The organism is Marinobacter sp. (genome assembly GCF_052094685.1).
GTDB lineage: Bacteria > Pseudomonadota > Gammaproteobacteria > Pseudomonadales > Oleiphilaceae > Marinobacter.
This window is the reverse complement of sequence record NZ_JBQDKB010000018.1, coordinates 24,098-45,360: the sequence shown is the minus strand read 5'-3', so window position 1 is coordinate 45,360 and position 21,263 is coordinate 24,098. Positions and strand designations below refer to the sequence as shown.

The following is a 21,263-nucleotide window of genomic DNA, read 5'->3' as shown; positions in this document are numbered from 1 at the left end:
ACAAGATCACTTTAAACGCTGTCTGTCAGGTGCAAGTCCGACAGGCTGCTAGGGGAATGAGCACACCGTACGCTTTACGGAAGTGGAAGATGAGCAGCGCTAGCATGGCGAGCACAGTGAACACAAAAATTTGCAGGATCTGATCCATATAGGTGTAGGCCCAACCCACTAATACCGGCTGGCCTGTGGCATAGATGGTAACGCCTTCCGACGCCTCTTCAGCTCGCAGTTCCTGGAGTTGGGCAAACGTTGTTTCATAATCGAGTTTGCCTTCGATCAGCTGCGCTTTGACCAGCGCCATCTTCAAGTCGGGTGACACGAGAGGCCCATAGACCCGCGGGTTTGCGGCAACATCAGCGCGCATGGATTCCAGTTCATCGGAGGAATACAGACCGCGAGTGGAGTCGTAGTAGGGCTCGGAGTTAATACTACCTACTTCGGTGAGCCATACTTTTCGGGAGTTTCGATGGGTGACACTGGATACCAGGTTGTGGTTTACACCCGGCAGGCTATCGACGGCCTGAGTAATTCGATCGATGCGAGCGAGATTTTCATTCGTGAAAATGTCGCCTTCTTCAAACTCAACCCCTACCACCAAAACATTGGCACCACCGAAACTGTCTTTGATGGAGTTGTGCAGTTCAATGTAGGGGTGTTGTTGGGGCAGCAGGTCAGCAAAGTCGGTAAAGATTTTCAAACCGGGAATTCGCAGGGCGAAAACCAGGGTCAGAATAGCAATCAGTGAGAGCACCTTGCGTGGGTTGTTGAATATCCACACTTCCAGCAGGTGCATCAGGTGCGTGAAGCGATGCAGTTTGGACATGGTCAGTTACCTCAGTCTGTGCTGGCGGCAAGGGCCGTTTGGGGTTTAATGTCGAATAGCAGGCCTCGGCCTCCGGCTACGAGAAGACGCTGGTCAGGCAGAGCCAGCCCGGCCCTGAGGTAGAGCGGCTGTTCGGATTCGGAGATCTTGTTCCAGGTATCCTGCTGCAGTTGCAGTACAGTGGCGTTGTCTGCCAACGCATAAAGGCTGGTGTCTCCAGCTATGAAACCGAAGATCGGAGCATTGGTTGCTGTCGACATCTGTTCCCAGTTCTGACCGCCGTCGTTGGTCTGGTAGATGAAGCCGTTAAGGCCGCCTATCCAACCGTTATCGGCGTCCTTGAAGTAACTGGTGTGAATGTAGAATTCGTCAGGGGCATTCCCGGCAATATCCCAATTCTCACCACCATCTTCGCTCTTCAGAACAAGCCCGTATTCACCAGTTGCAATGGCCTGATCTTGGTTGATGAACTGGAGGTTATTGATGATGGCATCTTCGTAAAGGGAAGCCTCGTTCCATGATTCGCCCTGATCTGCACTGTGCTGAAACGTTGTGAAGCTCCCTGCAGTCAGCCACTTGCCATCAGGCGAGCAGGCAACAGTCATCATCTGTTCCTGGCTGGGGAGGGCATTTTTTACCCAGTTTTGGGCGGACGCATCGCCATGCCACAGGTTATTGTCAAAGCTAAGCGCAATGAAGCTTTGATCAGGACACGATGTAATCGACAGGAAGCTGTTCGCCGTGATTTCAGGATGCCGTTTCCAGCTCTTTCCTTGATCACTGCTGGTCAGCAGGACACCATCGTTGCCGGCGACAACAATCGTGTCCCGGTTGCTGGCCATGGCCTGATAGAAGTCAGTTCTATTGGTGGGCTGGTTTTCAATGCTTCTGACCGCCTCAAGATTGAGCGGGGCTTCGCAACCTGTCAGCAATAGTGGAGTTGCGCTGGCAAACACCAGTGCAACGGCAGAGGCGCGCAAAGCGCGAATAGGAGCTTCTTGCATTGTTTTGTCACCGTCTTTGTTTTTGTGAAGTAAAGCGACTGACAGTGGTTCAGCAATGCTTGTGCCATTTTATTTATTGAGTTTTAGTGTGTTGAAACTTCGAAGAAAAATCAGGAGTTTTATGTGTTCGTTTAGTGTTGACGTGGATTTTAGGAGGGTTTGATTTTAATCAAATGATCAAATCGAAAAACGTATTGCTTATTTGATTAGGTGGTTGGAGAGGCGACGTCCTTCTCGCCAATTGAGCTGATCAAAATTTTCTCAACTCTCCGTAAGGATGCCTGATTTCTTGAGTCGGTAGGCCAGAGCTGGTCTCGTCAGTCCGAGCAAACGGGCTGCCTTGGAGACGTTCTGATTAGCTTGCTCCATCGCCTGTTTCATCAGAGTTTCTTCAACCTGATCGAGGCTGATTCCCTCTTCAATAATATAGTCCGACCAGCTGCCGGTGCTGTGGGCGCCAGCCGCTCTCATATTGCCTTGACCGTCGATATGCTCAGCTGGGGTCTGTTCTGCAACCGGCGGAGGCGTTACGAAGAGTGCGTCTTGGCTAATGCTTTCATTGTTGTCGGTAAGAATAACCCCGCGTTCAATCACGTTCTCCAGTTCTCGGATGTTTCCGGGCCAGTGGTATTGCATGCAAAGTTCAAGGGCTTTGTCTGAGAGGCCTAGCGTCTTTTTTTCATACTGAGCGTGAAACTTCGCTAAAAAGTGACTGGCAAGTAATGGCAGGTCCTCCAGTCTCTCCCGTAGCGGTGGAATATTCGCAGGGAAGACGTTCAATCGATAAAAGAGGTCTGCTCGAAAGCGACTGTCGTCGACGGCTTTCTCGAGGCTTTCGTTAGTTGCTGCAATTACGCGCACGTTTACCTTTCGGGTACGGTTGTCACCTACGCGTTCCAGTTCTCCCTCCTGCAGCACTCTGAGTAGCGTGGCTTGTGCTTTTGGGGTGAGTTCAATAACTTCATCCAGAAATATTGTTCCTCCATCTGCCCGCTCGAATCGCCCCTCCCGCGATTGATTGGCGCCCGTGTAAGCTCCTTTTTCAACGCCAAAGAGCTCCGCCTCTATTAGATCTGGTGGGATAGCGGCGCAATTTACGGCAACAAATGGTCCATCTGCCCTTTCGCTTCTCAGATGCACGCTTTTCGCAATAACCTCTTTTCCGACCCCTGTTTCGCCAAGCAACAGCACGGAGACTTTGCCCTGTGCTGCTTTGTCGATCATTTTGCAAACCTTGTTGTAGGAGGAGGACTGACCTATGCCGTAATACTGCCCCTGTTGACGTTGCAGCGTACTGCGAAGAGAGGTGAGTTGCTCATGCAGATCGTAGAGCTCCTCGATGATGGGGGCGGCTTTGAAGTAGCGTGAAAATTCTGCCGCATCGTGCCATTGCTCTGCAGGCTTCCCCTCGATCATGCAGGTTTCGTCTCCACAGCCACGACAACTGACTTCTCTAAAGATGATTTCTCTGCCCATAAAGGACGACGTGTAAGCGCAGGCATAGCCAAGAAGAACCCAGCATGCGGGCTCGTTCATCTGTCCGAGTTCAGTTTGGCAGATTTCTACTTCCCAAGAGTCAATCCATTCTAAGCGACCGTAGAAATCGCCAGTTTCTTGATCAAGGTCTATCTCGAGCGGAACGACTTTTACCATACCTTTCAGGGAGTGAAGTTGAGGCCCAGCTAGAAAAATATCGAGTTCACTGCAATGCGGCCTTAGCTTTCTGGCTAGTTCGGCATCTTTTAAGCCAGAAAGGTAGCCAAGTCTTAGGAAAAAACCCTTGGCTCGTTCTATTCCCATGCTATTCACAATTTCGCGTCGAAAGGCGCCGAGTGAGGTCAGGTTCATGAGCAGCATGCGTTGCTCCCCAAACCAAATTTTTCCTTCCGTGCTGTGAAAGTGAATCTGCTCCGTCAGATCTTTGAAATCAGAGTAATGAAGCTGAGGTTTATAACTAACAGCCATGGCTGGAGACCCCTTTTAGTTATTGTGGGAGGGGAGTGGCTCAGAATGAGCTCTCAGTTTAGCTATCTAACACCTGATCAATGTCAAAAATCAACCAAATGGTAAAAAAGTTTCCTTGAAATTGAGACTGCTCATCCCTCGATCATTTGCTTAAATGCCAGTCGGTTTTCATTATTTGGTAAATAATGCCAGAGCCTCAATCAGGTCTTCGTTGTGCCCCTCATTGTTCATTCCGCGCAATAAGTTAAAAATAAATTGTTTAAAAGCAATGGCTTGTCATTTTTTTGTTCTAGCGTTGGATAAAGCTGGCATAGGCGTTGCTCCTACTTCATTAGCCGACCACAAACACAAACGGGGCAATTCATGACTAACGCATCTGAAGCGAAAACCTTTGACGAAATGGCTCGCTATATCCGAGTCCGCAGTCAGCCCGGCGACAAATTCGTGGAATTTGACTTTGCCATTGGTCATCCGGAGCTGTTCGTTGAACTGGTGCTACCCAAAGAGGCCTTCGAAATTTTCTGCAAGCACAACAACGTAGTCCACATGGATTCGGAAATGATCCGCGAGATCGACGAGGACATGATGAAGTGGCGCTTCGGAGAGCGCGGCCAACGTTACTGAATGCTAGCAACACCCACAATCTGATCCACAAAAACAAAACGGAAAGGTTGATATGAATATCGAAATCAAAACCACCTCGGTGGAGCCCATTCGTCACACCTACAGCCACATTGCGCGCCGATTTGGTGACAAGCCGGCGACTCGCTATCAGGAAGCGAGCTACGACCTGGAGGCGAAAACCAACTTCCACTATCGCCCCCAATGGGATTCCCGATACGAGCTCAATGATGATCGCCGTACCGCCATCCGCATGGACGACTGGTACGCCGTGTCTGATCCCCGCCAGTTCTACTACGGCGCCTACGTAGGCAGCCGGGCCAAAATGCAGGAGTCCGCCGAGACCAGCTTTGGTTTTTGCGACAAGCGCAACTTGTTGACGCGCCTGCCGGAAGAGACTCAGAAGCAGCTGCTGCGCCTGCTGGTGCCCCTTCGTCATGTTGAACTGGGCGCCAACATGAACAACAGCAAGATCTCGGGTGACGCTGTAGCCACCACCGTTTCCCAGATGCACATCTACGCCGCGATGGATCGCCTGGGCATGGGTCAGTACCTGTCTCGCATTGCTCTGTTGATTGACGGTAGTTCCGGTAAGGCACTGGACGAGTCCAAAGGCTACTGGATGGATGACGAGCTGTGGCAGCCCATGCGCAAACTCGTGGAGGACACCCTGGTCGTTGATGACTGGTTCGAACTGACCCTGGTTCAGAACATTCTGTTGGATGGACTGATGTACACCCTGGTGTACGACAAAATGGATGCCTGGCTTGCGACTCAGGGTGCGGAAGACGTTTCCATGCTGACCGAGTTCATGCGCGACTGGTACAAAGAATCCCTTCGCTGGACCAACGCCATGATCAAAGCCGTCGCCGGTGAGAGCGAAGCTAATTGCGAACTGCTCCAGACGTGGATCGATCAGTGGGAGCCGCAGGTCTATAGCGCTCTCCAACCACTGGCAGAAGCCTCGGTGGGTATTGGCGCTCTGGATGAAGCCCGGGCGGAGCTTTCTACCCGCCTGAAGAAATTCGGACTGCAGAGTAGGGGAGTCTCAGCATGAGCCAGTTGGTATTCATTGTATTTCAGGACAACGACGACTCTCGCTATCTCGTCGAAGCGGTTATGGAGGATAACCCTCATGCGGAAATACAGCACCAGCCCGCGTTGATCCGGATCCAGGCTGAGAAGCGCCTGGTGATAAATCGGGAAACGATGGAAGAAAAGCTGGCTCGCGATTGGGATGTTCAGGAAATGCTCGTAAATGTCATCAGCATCGGCGGCAATGTCGATGAGGACGATGACCATTTTATTCTTGAGTGGAAATAATTGGGAGAATCATCATGGCTGTTCAAAACAAGAAATTGAATCTCAAAGACAAATACCAGTATCTGACCCGCGACATGGATTGGGAGCCTACCTACCAGAAAAAAGAAGATATTTATCCGCACGAGGACTTTGAAGGTATCAAGATTACCGATTGGTCTCAGTGGGAAGACCCATTCCGTCTGACCATGGATTCGTACTGGAAGTATCAGGCGGAAAAAGAGAAGAAGCTGTACGCCATTTTTGATGCGTTTGCCCAGAATAATGGCCACCAGAACATTTCAGACGCTCGCTACGTCAACGCCCTGAAGCTGTTCATAGGTGGCATATCTCCGTTGGAACATGGGGCCTACCAGGGTTATGCCAAGGCAGGTCGTCAGTTCAGTGGTGCTGGTGCGCGGGTGGCTTGTCAGATGCAGTCGATTGACGAGTTGCGTCATTCGCAGACCCAGCAACACGCCATGAGTCATTACAACAAGCACTTTAACGGCCTGCATGATGCTGCGCACATGCACGACCGGGTGTGGTTCCTGTCGGTGCCCAAGTCGTTCTTTGACGATGCCCGCACCGCTGGCCCGTTCGAATTCCTGACCGCCATTTCGTTCTCGTTCGAGTATTTGCTGACTAACCTCGTGTTTGTTCCGTTTATGTCGGGCGCCGCATACAACGGCGACATGGCCACCGTGACCTTCGGCTTCTCTGCCCAGTCAGACGAAGCACGCCACATGACCTTGGGCCTTGAGGTGATCAAGTTCATCCTGGAGCAGCACGAAGACAACGTGCCCATTGTTCAGCGCTGGATCGATAAGTGGTTCTGGCGCGGATTCCGCCTGCTCAGCCTGGTCAGCCTGATGATGGACTACATGCTGCCGAACAAGGTGATGAGCTGGGCCGAGGCCTGGGAAGTGTATTACGAGCAGAACGGTGGAGCCCTGTTCCAGGATCTGGAGCGTTACGGCATCCGTCCGCCCAAGTACCAGGACGTGGCCAACGATGCCAAGCATCACCTGAGCCACCAGCTGTGGACCACTTTCTACCAGTATAGCTATGCCACCAACTTCCATACCTGGGTTCCAAAGAAGGAAGAAATGGACTGGATGTCTGAAAAGTACCCGGACACTTTCGACAAGTACTACCGTCCGCGCTACGAGTTCCTGGCGAAAGAGGCCGCCGCTGGCCGTCGCTTCTACAATAACACCCTGCCGCAACTGTGCCAGGTGTGCCAGGTACCGAACCTGTTCACCGAAATGGGCGCGCCCACCAAGTTGAGCCATCGTCAGTTGGTTCATGAAGGCGAGCGTTACCATTTCTGCTCCGAAGGATGCTGCGACATCTTCAAGCACGAGCCGGAAAAATACGTGCAGGCCTGGCTGCCGGTGCATCAGATCTATCAGGGTAACTGCGAAGGCGAAGATATCGAGACCGTGGTGCAGAAGTACTACCACATCAACATCGGCGAGGACAATTTCGAGTACCTCGGTTCGCCGGACCACAAGCGCTGGATGGCCATCAAGGGCGAAAAGCCTGCTGATGAGAACCAGGACGCCGCCTGATACTGACCCGGGAGTCGCCCGGTAGCCACTGGCGCCGGGCGAACCACCCACAAAAACAACAAGGTGACCATCATGAGTGTAAACGCTTTATACGACTACAAATTCGAGCCCAAAGACAAGGTCGAGAACTTTAACGGCATGCAGCTGTTGTATGTCTACTGGCCTGATCACCTGATGTTCTGCGCGCCGTTAGCGTTGTCGGTTCAGCCGGACATGACCTTCCGTGCCCTGATTGAAGAAATTCTCAAGCCGGCAACTGCAGCGCACCCGGATTCTAGCAAGGCGGATTTCCTGAATGCCGAATGGCTGTTGAACGATGAGCCGTTTACCCCAGATGCGGATGCCAGCCTGATAGATAACGGCATTGATCACAAAAGCATGCTGACGGTCACAACACCTGACCTCAAAGGCATGGCTGGCGTCGGATACTGAGGGTAGTGCTATGAGCCATACCGTAACTATCGAACCCATTGGCGAGCAGATCGAAGTGGAGGAAGGCCAGACCATCCTCGCGGCGGCGCTCCGCCAGGGCGTCTGGTTGCCGTTTGCATGCGGTCACGGCACCTGTGCTACCTGCAAGGTGCAGGTGCTTGAGGGCGACGTCGAGATTGGCGACGCCTCACCGTTTGCCCTAATGGACGTGGAGCGAGGCGAAGGCAAGGTGCTGGCCTGCTGCGCCACAGTGGAAAGCGACGTGACCATCGAAGCCGATATCGATGTCGACCCGGACTTCGAAGGCTACCCGGTGGAGGATTACGTAGCGACAGTAACGGATATTGTTGACCTGTCGCCCACCATCAAGGGTCTGCACCTGAAACTGGACCGCCCGATGACCTTCCAGGCCGGCCAGTACATCAACATCGAAGTGCCCGGAGTTGAGGGTGCCCGCGCGTTCTCACTCGCTAACCCGCCAGGCAAGCCCGATGAAGTGGAACTGCACATTCGCCTGGTTGAAGGGGGCGCTGCAACCACCTACATCCACGAGCAGCTGAAAACAGGCGATGAACTGAACCTGTCCGGCCCCTATGGGCAGTTCTTTGTGCGCAGTTCCCAGCCTGGTGATCTGATCTTCATCGCGGGTGGTTCAGGGCTTTCCAGCCCGCAATCGATGATTCTCGACCTGCTGGAGCAGAACGACGAACGCAAGATCGTGTTGTTCCAGGGCGCCCGCAACCTCGCAGAACTTTACAACCGCGAACTGTTTGAAGCACTGGATCGTGACCACGACAACTTCACCTACGTGCCGGCCCTGAGCCAGGCCGAAGATGACGCCGACTGGCCGGGCTTCCGGGGCTATGTGCACGATGCCGCCAAGGAGCACTTTGATAGCCGGTTCTCCGGTAACAAGGCTTACCTGTGTGGCCCACCTCCGATGATTGATGCCGCGATCACTGTCCTGATGCAAGGCCGGTTGTTCGAGCGGGACATCTTCATGGAGAAATTCCTGACAGCGGCCGACGGTGCGGAAGAAACCCAGCGTTCCGCTCTGTTCAAGAAGATCTGACCGGGAGGTGGGCCATGGCCGGATTCCAGGTAAGCAACCGGACCACCGGCGATCACTTCCTTTGCCAGGAGGGCCAGAGCGTCCTCAAAGCGATGGAGCAGGCAGGCAAGAAGTGTGTGCCGGTCGGGTGCCGTGGCGGTGGCTGCGGTTTCTGCAAGATTCGGATTGTAGAAGGTGATTTCGAGTGCGGAAAGATGAGTAAAGCCCATGTGCCGCCGGAAGCCATCGACAAGGGTGAGGTGCTGGCTTGCAGAATCTACCCGTTGACTGATTTGACCATAGAGTGCGTGCCTCTGCCGGAGGCAGCAGTTGAAAAACAGACAACAACAAAAGCATAGAGGTAATTGTCATGAAAAAAGGTGTGATGCGCCCCGGCCACATTCAGATTCGCGTTCTTGACCTGGACGAAGCCGTCAAACACTACACAGACCTGATGGGTCTGATCGAAACCGACCGCGACGACCAGGGCCGTGTGTATCTGAAGGCCTGGACCGAAGTGGACAAATTCTCGGTTGTGCTGCGCGAGGCCGACGAGCCTGGTTGCGATTTCATGAGCTTCAAGGTGGTGGATGAAGCCACCCTGGTGCAGCTGGAAAAAGACCTGATTGATTACGGCGTTGAGGTTGAGCGGATCCCGGCGGACGAGCTGAAGGACTGCGGCCGCCGCGTTCGATTTACCGTGCCTTCTGGCCACGCGTTTGAACTCTTCGCCGACAAGAAATACACCGGAAAATGGGGCGTCTCCAGCGTCAACCCGGAGGCCTGGCCCCGTGGCCTGCAGGGCATGAAAGCCGTGCGTTTTGACCACGCCTTATTCTACGGCCCTGAACTGGCCGCCGTGTATGACATCTTCGTCAACGTGCTGGGCTTCTATCTGGCCGAGCAGGTACTGGACCCCGAAGGCACCCGTGTGGCGCAGTTCCTGACCGTGTCCATGAAGGAGCACGACGTGGCCTTCATCCACCACGAAGAGAAAGACAAGTTTCATCACGCCTCCTTCTTCCTGGATACCTGGGAAGCGGTGCTGCGGTCTGCCGATCTGATCTCCATGACCGATACCTCTATCGACATCGGCCCGACCCGTCACGGCCTGACCCACGGCCAGACCATCTATTTCTTTGACCCGTCTGGCAACCGTAACGAAGTGTTCTGTGGCGGTGACTATCACTATCCGGACCATAAACCCATTACCTGGAAGGCGGAAGACCTCGGTAAGGCGATTTTCTACCACGATCGCGTGCTGAACGAACGCTTCCTGACCGTGTTGACCTGATTAGGAACAGGCCGAACGTGATTCAATTTAACAGGACTAGGCAGCCATGAAAGAGTTCAAACATTTTATTAACGGCGAGTACGTGGCTTCGGCCAGCGGCAAAACATTTGAAAATCGATCGCCAGTGGACAATAGCCTGATCGGTCAGGTTCACGAGGCCGGTGAGGCGGAAGTCGATGCTGCCGTTCGTGCCGCTAAAGCCGCGCTTAAGGGCCCCTGGAGCAAGCTGACCCAAAACCAGCGTGCCGCCATGTTGAACAAGATCGCAGACCGCATTAATGAGCGTTTCGACGAATTCCTGGCCGCAGAGTGCCTGGACACGGGCAAACCGCGCTCAATGGCCAGCCATATCGACATTCCCCGTGGCGCAGCCAACTTTAAAGAATTTGCTGACAGTATGAATCATCCGACTGAAGGCTTCCGAATGGATACCCCGGATGGCACGGGCGCTGTAAACGTAGGCCATCGGACGCCAAAAGGCGTTATTGCCGTGGTGTCTCCATGGAACCTTCCCCTGTTGTTGATGACCTTCAAGGTGGGCCCTGCGCTGGCCTGTGGTAACACGGTTGTTGTTAAACCGTCGGAAGAAACACCTGCTACGGCCACTTTGCTGGGTGAGGTCATGAACGAGTGTGGTGTGCCACCAGGTGTGTTTAATGTGGTGCACGGTTTTGGCCCTGACTCTGCGGGTGCTTTCCTGACGTCTCATCCATTAGTGGATGCCATCACCTTCACCGGTGAAACCCGTACCGGTGAGATCATTATGAAAGCCGCCGCAGTGGGCCTTCGTAATGTTTCCATGGAGTGCGGCGGAAAAAACCCTGGCCTTGTGTTCGCCGACTGCGATCTCGAAAAAGCCGTGGAGGGCACGATGCGCTCCGCGTTTGTCAACTGTGGTCAGGTTTGTTTGGGCACCGAGCGGGTCTATGTGGAGCGTTCGATATTTGACCAGTTTCTCGCCCGTATGAAAGAAGAGGTGGCCAAGCTGAAACTGGGCCGACCAGAAGATCCCGATGCGAATTTCGGGCCGCTGGTCAGCTTGGAGCATCGTGACAAAGTTAAAAGCTATTACGACTTGGCTCGCGAAGAGGGTGCAACCGTCGAGATTGGTGGAGGCATTCCCGATATGGGCGCAGAGCTGAACGATGGCGCCTGGATTGAACCGACCATCTGGACCGGCCTGCCTGAAGACGCCCGTGTTATCCGCGAGGAAATTTTTGGTCCGTGCTGTCACATCCGTCCGTTCGATACCGAAGAAGAAGCCATCGAGTTGGCCAATGACACCAGCTACGGTCTTGCCTGCGCCATCTGGACAGAAAATTCTGCCCGGGCTCTCCGCGTGGCGGAACAGATGGAAGTTGGTCTGGCGTGGGTGAACTCCTGGTTCCTGCGTGATCTGCGCACATCCTTCGGCGGCGCCAAACAATCAGGGATTGGTCGTGAGGGCGGCGTGCATGGTCTGGAGTTCTACACTGAAACCAAAAACATCTGTATCAAACTGTGAGGTAGCCATGAACGTACCTGTAGACAGCCCTGAAATCGGGCGTGAGATCAGCGCGGCCGGCTACCGGACCAATGTGCACGATCACGGCGAAGGTGGCTTCCCCTTGATGATGATTCACGGTTCCGGCCCCGGGGTAACCGCCTGGGCCAACTGGCGCCTGGTGATTCCCGAGCTGGCCAAACACCGCCGTGTGGTTGCGCCGGACATGCTCGGCTTTGGTTACAGCGAGCGCCCGGAAGACAAGATCTATAACCGTGAGCGTTGGGTAAAACACGCCATCGGTGTTATGGACGAGCTGGGGCTTGATCAGGTCGATCTGGTGGGCAACTCCTTCGGGGGTGGTCTGTCATTGTCGTTGGCCATCGAGCATCCAGAGCGCGTTCGCCGTCTGGTGCTGATGGGCTCTGCCGGGGTCAGCTTTCCGATCACCAAAGGCCTGGATGAAGTCTGGGGTTACCAGCCCTCGCTGGAAACCATGCGCCGGTTGATGGACGTATTTGCCTTCAACAAGGGGCTGTTGACCGACGAACTGGCAGAAATGCGTTACCAGGCAAGCGTTCGCCCCGGCTTTCAGGAATCCTTTGCCGCCATGTTTCCGGCCCCGCGCCAGCGCTGGGTCGACAACCTGGCAAGCAACGAGGATGACATCCGTGCCCTTCAGCACGAAACCCTGATTATCCACGGTCGCGAAGACGAAGTGATTCCCCTGGAAGCCTCATATAAGTTGGCTGAGCTGATTGATCGTGCCCAGTTGCACGTGTTCGGCCGCTGCGGCCACTGGACCCAGATTGAACACGCCGACCGGTTCGCCCGGTTGGTCAACGATTTCCTGAACGAAGCGGATCAGGCCGCTGCCGGAGACAAGTAATGGATAAGCAGAAGATCCAGCAGTTTGGCGACGAACTGTATGAAGCCATGGTCAAGCGGGAAGCTATTTCGCCGCTGACCAGCCGTGGCGAAGACATTAGCATTGACGATGCCTACCACATCTCACTGCGCATGCTTGAGCGCCGGCAGCAGGCCGGTGCCCGGGTAATCGGCAAGAAGATCGGCGTTACCAGCAAAGCGGTGATGAACATGCTGAACGTTCACCAGCCGGATTTCGGTTACCTGACCGACGACATGGTGTTCAACAGCGGTGAAGCGGTGCCCATCAGCGACCGCCTGATTGCCCCTCGTGCCGAAGGCGAAATTGCCTTCATCCTGAAAAAGGATCTGAGCGGCCCGGGTATCACCAACGCAGATGTGCTGGCAGCGACCGAATGCGTGATGCCCTGTTTCGAGATTGTCGATTCCCGCATCCAGGACTGGAAGATCGCCATTCAGGACACCATTGCCGACAACGCTTCCTGTGGTCTGTTCGTGTTGGGCGACAACGCGGTTTCGCCCCGGGATATCGACCTGGTGACCTGCGGCATGGTGGTGGAGAAGAACGGTTCCATCATCAGCACCGGCGCCGGCGCAGCCGCATTGAGCTCCCCGGTGAACTGCGTGGCCTGGCTGGCCAACACCCTGGGCGAGTTTGGTATTTCCCTGAAGGCAGGCGAAGTCATCCTGTCAGGCTCCCTGGTACCGCTGGAGCCGGTGAAAGCCGGCGACACCATGCGTGTGGACATCGGCGGGATTGGCAGCGCATCTGTGCGCTTTGTCTGATCCGGACCAAACGAGGACATGATTATGAGCAAGAAAATCAAAGCCGCGATCATCGGCTCGGGCAACATCGGCACCGACCTGATGATCAAGATCCTGCGTAACGGCAAGAACATCGAAATGGGCGCCATGGTCGGTATCGATCCGGAATCCGACGGCCTGGCACGTGCCAACCGCATGGGCGTAGCCACCACCCACGAAGGCGTGGACGGCCTGGTTAAGATGCCGGAATTTGCCGACATCGACATCGTGTTTGATGCCACCTCGGCTGGTGCCCACATGCACAACGAAGTGTTCCTGCGTGGCCACAAAGAAAACATCAAGATTGTGGACCTGACGCCGGCGGCCATCGGGCCGTACTGCGTGCCGGTAGTGAACCTGGAGCAGAACCTGAACGAAGGTAACGTGAACATGGTTACCTGCGGTGGCCAGGCCACCATCCCGATGGTGGCGGCCGTGTCTCGCGTGGCGAAGGTACACTACGCCGAAATCGTAGCCTCGATCTCTTCGAAGTCTGCTGGCCCCGGCACCCGCGCCAACATCGACGAGTTCACCGAAACCACCTCCAAGGCTATTGAAGTGGTCGGTGGTGCCCAGAAAGGCAAGGCCATCATCATCCTGAATCCGGCTGAGCCACCCCTGCTGATGCGCGACACGGTTTACGTGCTGTCGGATGCAGCTGACCAGGCGGAAGTCGAAGCCTCCGTCGAAGAAATGGTGCAAGCCGTGTCGTCCTACGTGCCGGGCTACCGCCTCAAGCAGAAAGTGCAGTTCGACGTCATTCCTGAAGACCAGCCCATGAACGTCCCGGGTCTCGGTCGCTTCAGTGGCCTGAAAACCTCCATCTTCCTGGAAGTGGAAGGCGCAGCCCATTACCTGCCCGCGTACGCCGGCAACCTGGACATCATGACCTCCGCCGCCCTCGGTACCGCCGAGCGCATCGCCGAATCGCTGGTCAACTGAGGAGGACCGAACCATGACCTTTAATCCCGGTAAAAAACTCTACATCTCCGACGTGACCCTGCGCGACGGCAGCCACGCCATCCGTCACCAGTACTCCATCAAGAACGTGCAGGACATCGCGCGGGCCCTGGACAAGGCGAAAGTCGACAGCATTGAAGTCGCCCACGGCGACGGCCTGCAAGGCTCCAGCTTTAACTACGGCTTCGGTGCCCACACCGACCTGGAGTGGATCGAAGCCGTGGCCGAAGTGGTGGAACACGCCCAGATTGCCACTTTGCTGCTGCCCGGTATCGGTACCGTCCACGACCTGGACAACGCCTACAAAGCCGGTGCCCGCATTGTTCGTGTCGCCACTCACTGCACCGAAGCCGATGTCTCCAAACAGCACATCGAGCACGCAAGAAAGCTGGGCATGGACACCGTCGGCTTCCTGATGATGAGCCACATGCAAACCCCGCAAGGGCTCGCCGAACAGGCCAAGCTGATGGAAAACTACGGCGCCACCTGTCTGTACGTGGTCGACTCCGGCGGTGCCATGAACATGAACGACATTCGGGACCGCTTCCGGGCCCTGAAAGATGTGCTCAAGCCGGAAACCCAAACCGGCATCCACGCCCACCATAACCTGGCCCTGGGTGTCGCCAACTCCATCGTCGCCGTCGAAGAAGGCTGTGACCGCATTGACGCCAGCCTCTCTGGCATGGGCGCCGGCGCCGGTAACGCACCGCTGGAAGTGTGCATTGCCGCTTTCGACAAGCTGGGCTGGAACCACGGTACTGATGTGTACGCCCTGATGGACGCGGCCGACGACATCGTACGGCCGCTGCAGGACCGCCCGGTTCGCGTTGACCGTGAAACCCTGGCCCTGGGCTACGCTGGCGTGTACTCCAGCTTCCTGCGCCATTCCGAAGTGGCGGCGCAGAAGTATGGCCTGAAGACTGTGGATATTCTCGTTGAATTGGGCAAACGCCGGATGGTGGGTGGCCAGGAAGACATGATCGTGGACGTGGCGCTGGATCTGCTGAAGGCGCAAGAGGAGCAAAAAGCATGAGTAAGACCCTGAGCAATGACCAGATGCTGGCCCTGGCCGAGCACGTAGAAAACGCCGAACTGAACGCCCGCGATATCACCAAGGTCACCAATGATTATCCGGACATGACCTTCGAAGACGCTTACGACGTGCAGTGGGAAATCCGTCGTCGCAAGGAAGAGCGTGGAAACAAGGTTGTGGGCATGAAAATGGGCCTGACCTCCTGGGCCAAGATGGCCCAGATGGGCGTGGAAACCCCGATCTATGGTTTCCTGGCAGATTACTTCAGCGTTCCGGACGGCGGTGTGGTCAACACCAAGGAACTGATTCATCCGAAAATCGAAGCCGAAATCGCCTTCGTGACCAAGGCGCCCCTGCATGGCCCCGGTTGCCATATCGGTGACGTCCTGGCCGCCACCGACTTCGTGATCCCGGCGGTGGAAGTGATCGACTCCCGCTACGAGAACTTCAAGTTCGACCTGGTGAGCGTGGTGGCTGACAACGCCTCCTCCAGCCGGTTTATCACCGGTGGCACTATGGCGAACTTGGCCGATCTAGACCTTAAAACCCTAGGAGTGGTGGTGGAAAAGAACGGTGAAGTGGTAGACGTGGGCGCTGGTGCTGCTGTGCTGGGCCATCCGGCGTCTAGCGTTGCCATGCTTGCTAACCTACTGGCTGAGCGCGGTGAACACATTCCGGCCGGTACTTTTATTATGACCGGCGGAATCACAGCGGCAATTGCGGTGGAAGCCGGAGATAACATCAGCGTTCGCTACCAGGGGCTGGGTACTGTCACGGCCCGGTTCGAATAAGGAGGTTATATGCCCGTTGCCCAAATCAACATCCTGGAAGGTCGTACCGACGAGCAAAAGGAGATGCTGATCCACGAGGTAACCGACGCCATTGTCCGTTCCCTCGGAGCGCCGGTTGAAAGTGTGCGCGTCATTCTCAACGAGATGCCCAAGCAACATTTCGGCATTGGCGGGCAGTCGGCGAAGAAGCTGGGGCGATAAGCCCCGGCGATGATTGCGGATTTTTAGGAGAAGGCAAATGAGCAAACTTCCAGTGTTATTTGTCTCCTGCGATGCGGACAACATCCAGTCCCGGGAACAAGCCGGCTCAGGGCCTGCACGGATGATCTGGGGCAAGCAGTACAAAAGCGTGGTGGTGATCAGCTCCAGTGCCGGCCAAAATGCCCCGGAAATCCTGCAGCTCAAAGGCAGCGGCTCCACCTCGGGCAGGATAAAGGCGCTGCTCTCAGACCAGGGTTTTGAGCCGGAAGTGCATTCACGGGACGTATCGAGCAGGCACCAGTTGTTCCGGGTGCTTCTGGCAGAGGAGCCGGGGGAGTTAACGGAACTCATCCTTAATACCGGTATGAGTGAGCTTGAATACCGGCGAGTCGGGCGGTGTCTGGAGGTGCTTCGGGAACAGGATGTCCTTGTGATCTGCCTCGATGACAAGCCTTGCCATAGAGAAGCAGACGGTGTTTCCCTGCACGACCGGCATTTACGGGAGCTACTCAGTGCCTGGGCACAGGATCAGCAGTGGGTCGCCGTGATGTCATTCAAGGGTGATACTGCGGGGCCAGCCCAAGCCAGTCGCCTGGATGACCCGACGGTGTGCCTGCTCAATGCCGCGTTTACCCTGGGGGGCTCGCAGTTTCCGCAACGGATGTTCAGCAGTGGAATGAACAATGCGGCACAGATGCTGTCCGGATTTGGCTGGATGAGATAGCAACTATGGATAACAACCAGGAACTCACACTCGTACAACCCTCGTTTTCTTTGACTGAACAAGCGTCGCTAAGTTTGCTTCAGGCGGCCATTAACAAGGCTGGAGAGCTGGGCATCAAGGCGACGGTGTCGGTTGTCGATGCCTCAGGGCGTCAGTTGGCTTTCCTTAAAATGGCGGGCTCCTTTCTCGTGTCTTCCGAGCTGTCGCAGAAAAAAGCCATCACGGCGGCAGGTATGGGCCTCAACACGGTAGATCTTGAAAACGTGTTGGCTTCAGCCCCTGCCAGGGTGCTGGATGGCCTCAACCAGGCCGGCGACTTCACCATGATTGGCGGCGGCGTTCCGCTCTACCGGGATGGCGTTCTGGTCGGTGGCATCGGGGTATCTGGGGGTAGCGAAGATGAAGACATCGAATGCGCCCGTTTTGCCGCACAAGCTATTGACCTTGCCAAGGAATCGTAATGGCTCAAGCGCCACTATTGTCAACGCCGTTAAGGCAGCTGGCACAACAGCTTGAGTCCAGAACCCGGACTGGTGAGGAGCTGGTCGAAGCGGCCATTGATGCCGCTAAGACGGGTGATCACGGTGCCTATGTCAGTTGGCGCCCGGAGTCTGCGCTCGAACTTGCCCGTGCCGGAGACAAGGTAAGGGCTTCAGGCGGTAACACCGGGCCTTTGATGGGCATACCTGTGTCGGTGAAAGATCTGTTCGGTGTGCCCGGTTTTCCAACCTATGCCGGTTGCTCCCGTGCCTTGCCAGAACACTGGCAGCAGGCAGGCCCCCTCATTCACGCCCTCCAGTCCCAACTGGCGCCCGTGGTGGGTAAAACCCATTGCGTGGAATTGGCATTCGGAGGGCTCGGTACTAATAGCCACTGGGGAACACCCAGAAACCCTTGGGACAAGCGTGTTCACCGTGTTCCTGGTGGCTCCAGTTCCGGTGCGGGTGTTTCCCTGATCAATGGAACTGCCGCGTTGGCCCTGGGCACCGATACCGCCGGTTCCGTTCGTGTGCCCGCAACGATGACCGGCGTGGCGGGGCTGAAATTGACTGCCGGGCGATGGCCAACATCGCAGATTGTACCCCTGTCGAGTACCTTGGACACGCCCGGGTTGTTGGCGCACCGTGTCGATGACCTGGCATATGCCTTCAGTGCCCTAGACCCGGTTGTCGGGAAACAAGGCAGGCAGCTGCCAGCGGTCCCGGTTCTTGCCAGTCTCACCTTCGGCGTCCCCTCGGCGTTCTTTTGGGAAGACTGCAGCCCCGGCATTGCCGAAATCGTGGAGCAGGCTTTGATGTCCCTGGAAAGGGCGGGTGCCCGGCTGGTTCGATTTGATTTTTCGGGACTCAATGAAATCTATAGCCTGTTTCTTCAGGGTGGTGTGGCGGCGCCGGAACTGGCGGCTTTTATCCGGCAAGAACTGCCGGAGATTATGCCCGCGCTGGATCCTAACGTAGCGGCAAGGTTGCGCACCGCTGAGGAGCTGCCGGCATGGAAATATATCCACAGGCTGGACCTCATCAAGCGCCTGTCAGTCAGCGCCGCCACCGAATTGCAGGGTATCGATGCTCTGCTGACGCCGACGGTTACGCTGACACCGCCTGCGGTGGATAGTCTGGACGAGCCGGGGGCCTACGCGACGGCAAACATACAGGCCTTGCGTAACACCGCCATGGCCAACTATCTGGGCCTGTGTGGACTGACCCTGCCAGTGGGGAAAGATAAAGCGGGGATGCCAGTTGGTTTGCAGTTGTTAAAAGGACCATGGCAGGAAGGCCGGCTTCTGGCGATTGGCCAGGCAGTTGAACGTTGCCTGGGTTTCGGTCCTGATATACTCGGAAGTTGTCCATGAATCCTGTCTGACCAACATCCTGACGTATCGAGGTTGCAGTGGCTGCATTAAAAATACTGATGATCGGTGCTGGCGGCATCGGAGGCTACTACGCCGCAAGGCTGGCTGGAGCTGGCCACCAGGTTGTGCTGACGGCGCGTGGCAGTCACCTTCAGGCACTGAAAGCGGATGGCCTGACCGTTGATTATGAAGGTCGGGTGCTCTGGCATGGTCTTCCTGCCTGTGATCATCAGACGCTCCTTCGGGATTACCATCCGAACGATTTTGATCTAGTTGCCATTGCCCTCAAATCCACGGCGACCGGTGCCCTCATGACCGAACTTTGCGACTGGCTGCGTTCCGGTTCCGTACCGGTGCTGTCATTGCAGAATGGCGTTGATAACGAACCCCTGATTGCCGAAGTGGTGGGTGAGGCGCGTGTGCTCGGTGGCCTGGCCGTGCGCATTGGTGGCCATATTACTGAACCCGGTAAGGTGTTTGCCGAAGGCGTGGCCCAGATCGTGATGGGCGCCTGGCCCGCACAGCAACCGAAAGACGATCCGCGTGCGGATTTTCTCAAGGTTCTGGAAGTTGCTTTTAATGAAGCCGGTATTCCCACCACTATGACTGAAAACATCCGGTATGAACTCTGGCGCAAGTTGGTCATCAACAACGGCATAAATCCACTCTCGGCCCTGACACGCCTGGATACTCGAAGCCTGACTCACCACCCCCAGTTCCGGCACGTTGTATTTGGGATGATGAGTGAAACGGTAGAGGCATCGAAAGCGGATGGTGTAAACCTGACCCGTAAAGATTTGGAAGAAATGTTTGAGTTGATCAGTAGTTTTAACGCGATTAAAACATCCATGCTGATTGACCGGGAAAAAGGCCGTCCATTGGAGTTGGAAAGTATCGCTGGAGCTGTTCTCAGACGGTGTGATGCTCTGGAGGTGGAGGCGCCCTATACCAGCCTGGTAAATGCTTTGCTGAATCATGGTCTCTGACAAACTCCCGCCCATTTGGTCGCTGCATGGCCTCGGCACTGACCCGGAACACCGCATTTCTGACCCTGCACATTGCCCCGTCGCGTTACAGCGTAAAGCGTGTACCCGGTTGGCTGGACCGCCAGCCAGCGGATCAGTTCCCCCGGGCGGGTCTGGTTTTAAGCATTCACTCGGTCTGGCCGCAGATCAATATCTACCCCTACCTGCGGATGCAGAATATCTCGGTGGTCCCGATTGATGCCGCGACCGCGATGATGCCGGGCGGGGAGCGCGTGGCGGTGAACGATATGGCCGGCGGCGAGCCCGGATACTTCTGGCTGAACCCGGCCAACGCACTGGTGATGTTGGGGATTATCCACCGGGACCTGCTGGCGTATGTCGAGCAGAGCTGCCTGTCCCCGGACGCCATGTCCAGGCAAGCCGACGCCCTGAAGCGCAGTTTCGACAGCTCGAGCCAGCAGTTGCGGGGCATCCAGCTGGAGCTGGACCGCAAAATCGGCGCGCTGGAGGCCCTGCAGTTCGCTGTCCGGCGACAGGAGCTGACCCCGCTCGGCCAGGCTAGCTACCTGCCTGAAGTGGCATTCGAGCAGGTGCTGACCGGCGAGTTACCGACGCTGCTGATTACCACGCTTGAGCCGGATCACAGCAAGCTGGCTGACGTTCCTCAGCATGTGTCGATCTGGCATGTGGACGACTTTTCGAAGTATACGGAAGACGGGTTTATCAGCCGTTGGGAGCGTAACCTGAGTGAGTTGCTGCGGTAAACCTTGGCAAGCCCCCGATGCAATAGACGCCTGATAGCGTCACCCTAAACGAACGGCGACGCCCACTACATTGCACCTTCGACTTCATTTCTTGCGTGCACACAGTGCAAGTGTTACCCGCGAGTTTGAATGTCCGCTTTGCGACCAATGTGGCCACCAGGGCACCGCAATGAGCTCGGTCGATCGCTTTTCAAGAGTGTCCGAGGTTCAGGATCATCAGTTCATCCGCCCCGGTGTGGCCCGGCCATGCATCGTTATTCGAAATAATCTCAAACCTATATCACCTCTGTGAACCAAGGCACCAACGGTGCCTTCCCTCCCATTCACAGAGGTCTTTCCCCATGAACGAACAATGCCCCAAGTGCCTGTCCGAACGTATTGGCAAGAACAACTATGGCAAGAAAGCCGCTGGTGTCGTCGGCGCGACAGCCGGCGCTTATGGCGGTTATGCGTCCGCCATTGCAGGCGCTCGGACTGGAGCGATGGTTGGTGCCGTGGCCGGCCCGGTAACGGGGATCGGTGGTGCAGTCATTGGCGGCTTGCTTGGCGGTGTCACCGGTGTCTCCGCTGGCATCATTCTGGGTGATGTGCTGGATGAGCAGGTGCTGGATAACTACCGCTGCCTGGAGTGCGGTCACTCCTTCAGCAGAGAATCGGAGCCCGAAGACGAAAGCCCCAGTACCCCCACTTCCCAGTTTCCAAAGGAGTAACCTT

24 protein-coding genes are annotated in these 21,263 nt (G+C 55.9%); 21 read left to right on the top strand and 3 right to left on the bottom strand.

Annotated features, from left to right (window positions below; translation table 11 throughout):
* Positions 1 to 25 precede the first annotated feature (25 nt).
* The 3 genes from ACTH3S_RS06065 to ACTH3S_RS06055 form a co-directional block, all read right to left on the bottom strand.
* Entirely contained in the window at positions 26 to 823 is a 798-nt protein-coding gene (locus ACTH3S_RS06065) for a hypothetical protein (protein WP_441808123.1), read from the bottom strand.
* Positions 824 to 834: 11 nt separating this feature from the next.
* Positions 835 to 1,827: a WD40/YVTN/BNR-like repeat-containing protein gene (locus tag ACTH3S_RS06060; protein WP_441808122.1), complete on the bottom strand. Its 993-nt coding sequence runs from the start codon at positions 1,825 to 1,827 to the stop codon at positions 835 to 837.
* Positions 1,828 to 2,088: 261 nt separating this feature from the next.
* The gene (locus ACTH3S_RS06055; RefSeq protein ID WP_441808121.1) at positions 2,089 to 3,792 is read right to left on the bottom strand and encodes a sigma 54-interacting transcriptional regulator; all 1,704 of its coding nucleotides are present in this window, start codon (positions 3,790 to 3,792) and stop codon (positions 2,089 to 2,091) included.
* Positions 3,793 to 4,155: 363 nt separating this feature from the next.
* Here ACTH3S_RS06055 and ACTH3S_RS06050 point away from each other — a divergent pair, with 363 nt between their 5' ends.
* The 21 genes from ACTH3S_RS06050 to ACTH3S_RS05950 all read left to right on the top strand — a co-directional run bounded on the left by ACTH3S_RS06050 (position 4,156) and on the right by ACTH3S_RS05950 (position 21,259).
* Complete coding sequence (locus ACTH3S_RS06050; protein ID WP_114333285.1) at positions 4,156 to 4,416, top strand: phenol hydroxylase subunit; 261 nt, start codon at positions 4,156 to 4,158, stop codon at positions 4,414 to 4,416.
* 52 nt (positions 4,417 to 4,468) lie between these two features.
* Entirely contained in the window at positions 4,469 to 5,470 is a 1,002-nt protein-coding gene (locus ACTH3S_RS06045) for an aromatic/alkene monooxygenase hydroxylase subunit beta (protein WP_441808120.1), read from the top strand.
* Positions 5,467 to 5,736 (top strand): MmoB/DmpM family protein, encoded by a 270-nt coding sequence (locus tag ACTH3S_RS06040; protein WP_273134302.1) that lies wholly within the window; start codon positions 5,467 to 5,469, stop codon positions 5,734 to 5,736. The genes ACTH3S_RS06045 and ACTH3S_RS06040 overlap by 4 nt, the downstream gene beginning before the upstream one ends.
* 14 nt (positions 5,737 to 5,750) lie before the next feature.
* Complete coding sequence (locus ACTH3S_RS06035; RefSeq protein ID WP_441808119.1) at positions 5,751 to 7,286, top strand: aromatic/alkene/methane monooxygenase hydroxylase/oxygenase subunit alpha; 1,536 nt, start codon at positions 5,751 to 5,753, stop codon at positions 7,284 to 7,286.
* 72 nt (positions 7,287 to 7,358) lie between these two features.
* On the top strand, positions 7,359 to 7,718 hold the full coding sequence (locus ACTH3S_RS06030; protein ID WP_273134304.1) for a phenol hydroxylase subunit P4: 360 nt from the start codon (positions 7,359 to 7,361) through the stop codon (positions 7,716 to 7,718).
* A 10-nt stretch (positions 7,719 to 7,728) separates the two neighbouring features.
* Complete coding sequence (locus ACTH3S_RS06025) at positions 7,729 to 8,790, top strand: NADH:ubiquinone reductase (Na(+)-transporting) subunit F (RefSeq protein WP_441808118.1); 1,062 nt, start codon at positions 7,729 to 7,731, stop codon at positions 8,788 to 8,790.
* A gap of 14 nt (positions 8,791 to 8,804) precedes the next feature.
* Complete coding sequence (locus ACTH3S_RS06020) at positions 8,805 to 9,128, top strand: 2Fe-2S iron-sulfur cluster binding domain-containing protein (RefSeq protein ID WP_441808117.1); 324 nt, start codon at positions 8,805 to 8,807, stop codon at positions 9,126 to 9,128.
* Between the two features lie 11 nt (positions 9,129 to 9,139).
* The gene (locus tag ACTH3S_RS06015; protein WP_441808116.1) at positions 9,140 to 10,063 is read left to right on the top strand and encodes a catechol 2,3-dioxygenase; all 924 of its coding nucleotides are present in this window, start codon (positions 9,140 to 9,142) and stop codon (positions 10,061 to 10,063) included.
* A 46-nt stretch (positions 10,064 to 10,109) separates the two neighbouring features.
* Positions 10,110 to 11,567, top strand: coding sequence for a 2-hydroxymuconic semialdehyde dehydrogenase (locus ACTH3S_RS06010; protein ID WP_036202313.1), 1,458 nt, complete (start codon positions 10,110 to 10,112; stop codon positions 11,565 to 11,567).
* Between the two features lie 7 nt (positions 11,568 to 11,574).
* Positions 11,575 to 12,435, top strand: a complete 861-nt coding sequence (locus ACTH3S_RS06005) for an alpha/beta fold hydrolase (RefSeq protein WP_441808115.1) — start codon at positions 11,575 to 11,577, stop codon at positions 12,433 to 12,435.
* Complete coding sequence (gene dmpE / locus ACTH3S_RS06000) at positions 12,435 to 13,220, top strand: 2-oxopent-4-enoate hydratase (RefSeq protein WP_441808114.1); 786 nt, start codon at positions 12,435 to 12,437, stop codon at positions 13,218 to 13,220. Before ACTH3S_RS06005 ends, dmpE begins: the two co-directional genes overlap by 1 nt.
* Positions 13,221 to 13,244: 24 nt before the next feature.
* Positions 13,245 to 14,180 (top strand): acetaldehyde dehydrogenase (acetylating), encoded by a 936-nt coding sequence (locus ACTH3S_RS05995; RefSeq protein ID WP_273134315.1) that lies wholly within the window; start codon positions 13,245 to 13,247, stop codon positions 14,178 to 14,180.
* 13 nt (positions 14,181 to 14,193) lie between these two features.
* Positions 14,194 to 15,231, top strand: coding sequence for a 4-hydroxy-2-oxovalerate aldolase (gene dmpG, locus ACTH3S_RS05990; RefSeq protein ID WP_441808113.1), 1,038 nt, complete (start codon positions 14,194 to 14,196; stop codon positions 15,229 to 15,231).
* A complete protein-coding gene (gene dmpH / locus ACTH3S_RS05985) occupies positions 15,228 to 16,022 on the top strand; it encodes a 2-oxo-3-hexenedioate decarboxylase (RefSeq protein ID WP_441808112.1) in 795 nt (264 codons plus the stop codon). Before dmpG ends, dmpH begins: the two co-directional genes overlap by 4 nt.
* A gap of 9 nt (positions 16,023 to 16,031) precedes the next feature.
* A complete protein-coding gene (locus ACTH3S_RS05980) occupies positions 16,032 to 16,223 on the top strand; it encodes a 2-hydroxymuconate tautomerase (protein ID WP_027951160.1) in 192 nt (63 codons plus the stop codon).
* A 37-nt stretch (positions 16,224 to 16,260) separates the two neighbouring features.
* The gene (locus tag ACTH3S_RS05975) at positions 16,261 to 16,947 is read left to right on the top strand and encodes a hypothetical protein (RefSeq protein ID WP_441808111.1); all 687 of its coding nucleotides are present in this window, start codon (positions 16,261 to 16,263) and stop codon (positions 16,945 to 16,947) included.
* 5 nt (positions 16,948 to 16,952) lie between these two features.
* On the top strand, positions 16,953 to 17,408 hold the full coding sequence (locus tag ACTH3S_RS05970) for a GlcG/HbpS family heme-binding protein (protein WP_339807257.1): 456 nt from the start codon (positions 16,953 to 16,955) through the stop codon (positions 17,406 to 17,408).
* Positions 17,408 to 18,799: an amidase gene (locus ACTH3S_RS05965; protein ID WP_441808110.1), complete on the top strand. Its 1,392-nt coding sequence runs from the start codon at positions 17,408 to 17,410 to the stop codon at positions 18,797 to 18,799. Before ACTH3S_RS05970 ends, ACTH3S_RS05965 begins: the two co-directional genes overlap by 1 nt.
* A gap of 38 nt (positions 18,800 to 18,837) precedes the next feature.
* On the top strand, positions 18,838 to 19,785 hold the full coding sequence (locus ACTH3S_RS05960) for a ketopantoate reductase family protein (RefSeq protein ID WP_441808109.1): 948 nt from the start codon (positions 18,838 to 18,840) through the stop codon (positions 19,783 to 19,785).
* 26 nt (positions 19,786 to 19,811) lie between these two features.
* Complete coding sequence (locus tag ACTH3S_RS05955; RefSeq protein WP_176282656.1) at positions 19,812 to 20,549, top strand: hypothetical protein; 738 nt, start codon at positions 19,812 to 19,814, stop codon at positions 20,547 to 20,549.
* 341 nt (positions 20,550 to 20,890) lie between these two features.
* Positions 20,891 to 21,259, top strand: a complete 369-nt coding sequence (locus tag ACTH3S_RS05950; protein ID WP_441808108.1) for a hypothetical protein — start codon at positions 20,891 to 20,893, stop codon at positions 21,257 to 21,259.
* Positions 21,260 to 21,263: the final 4 nt, after the last annotated feature.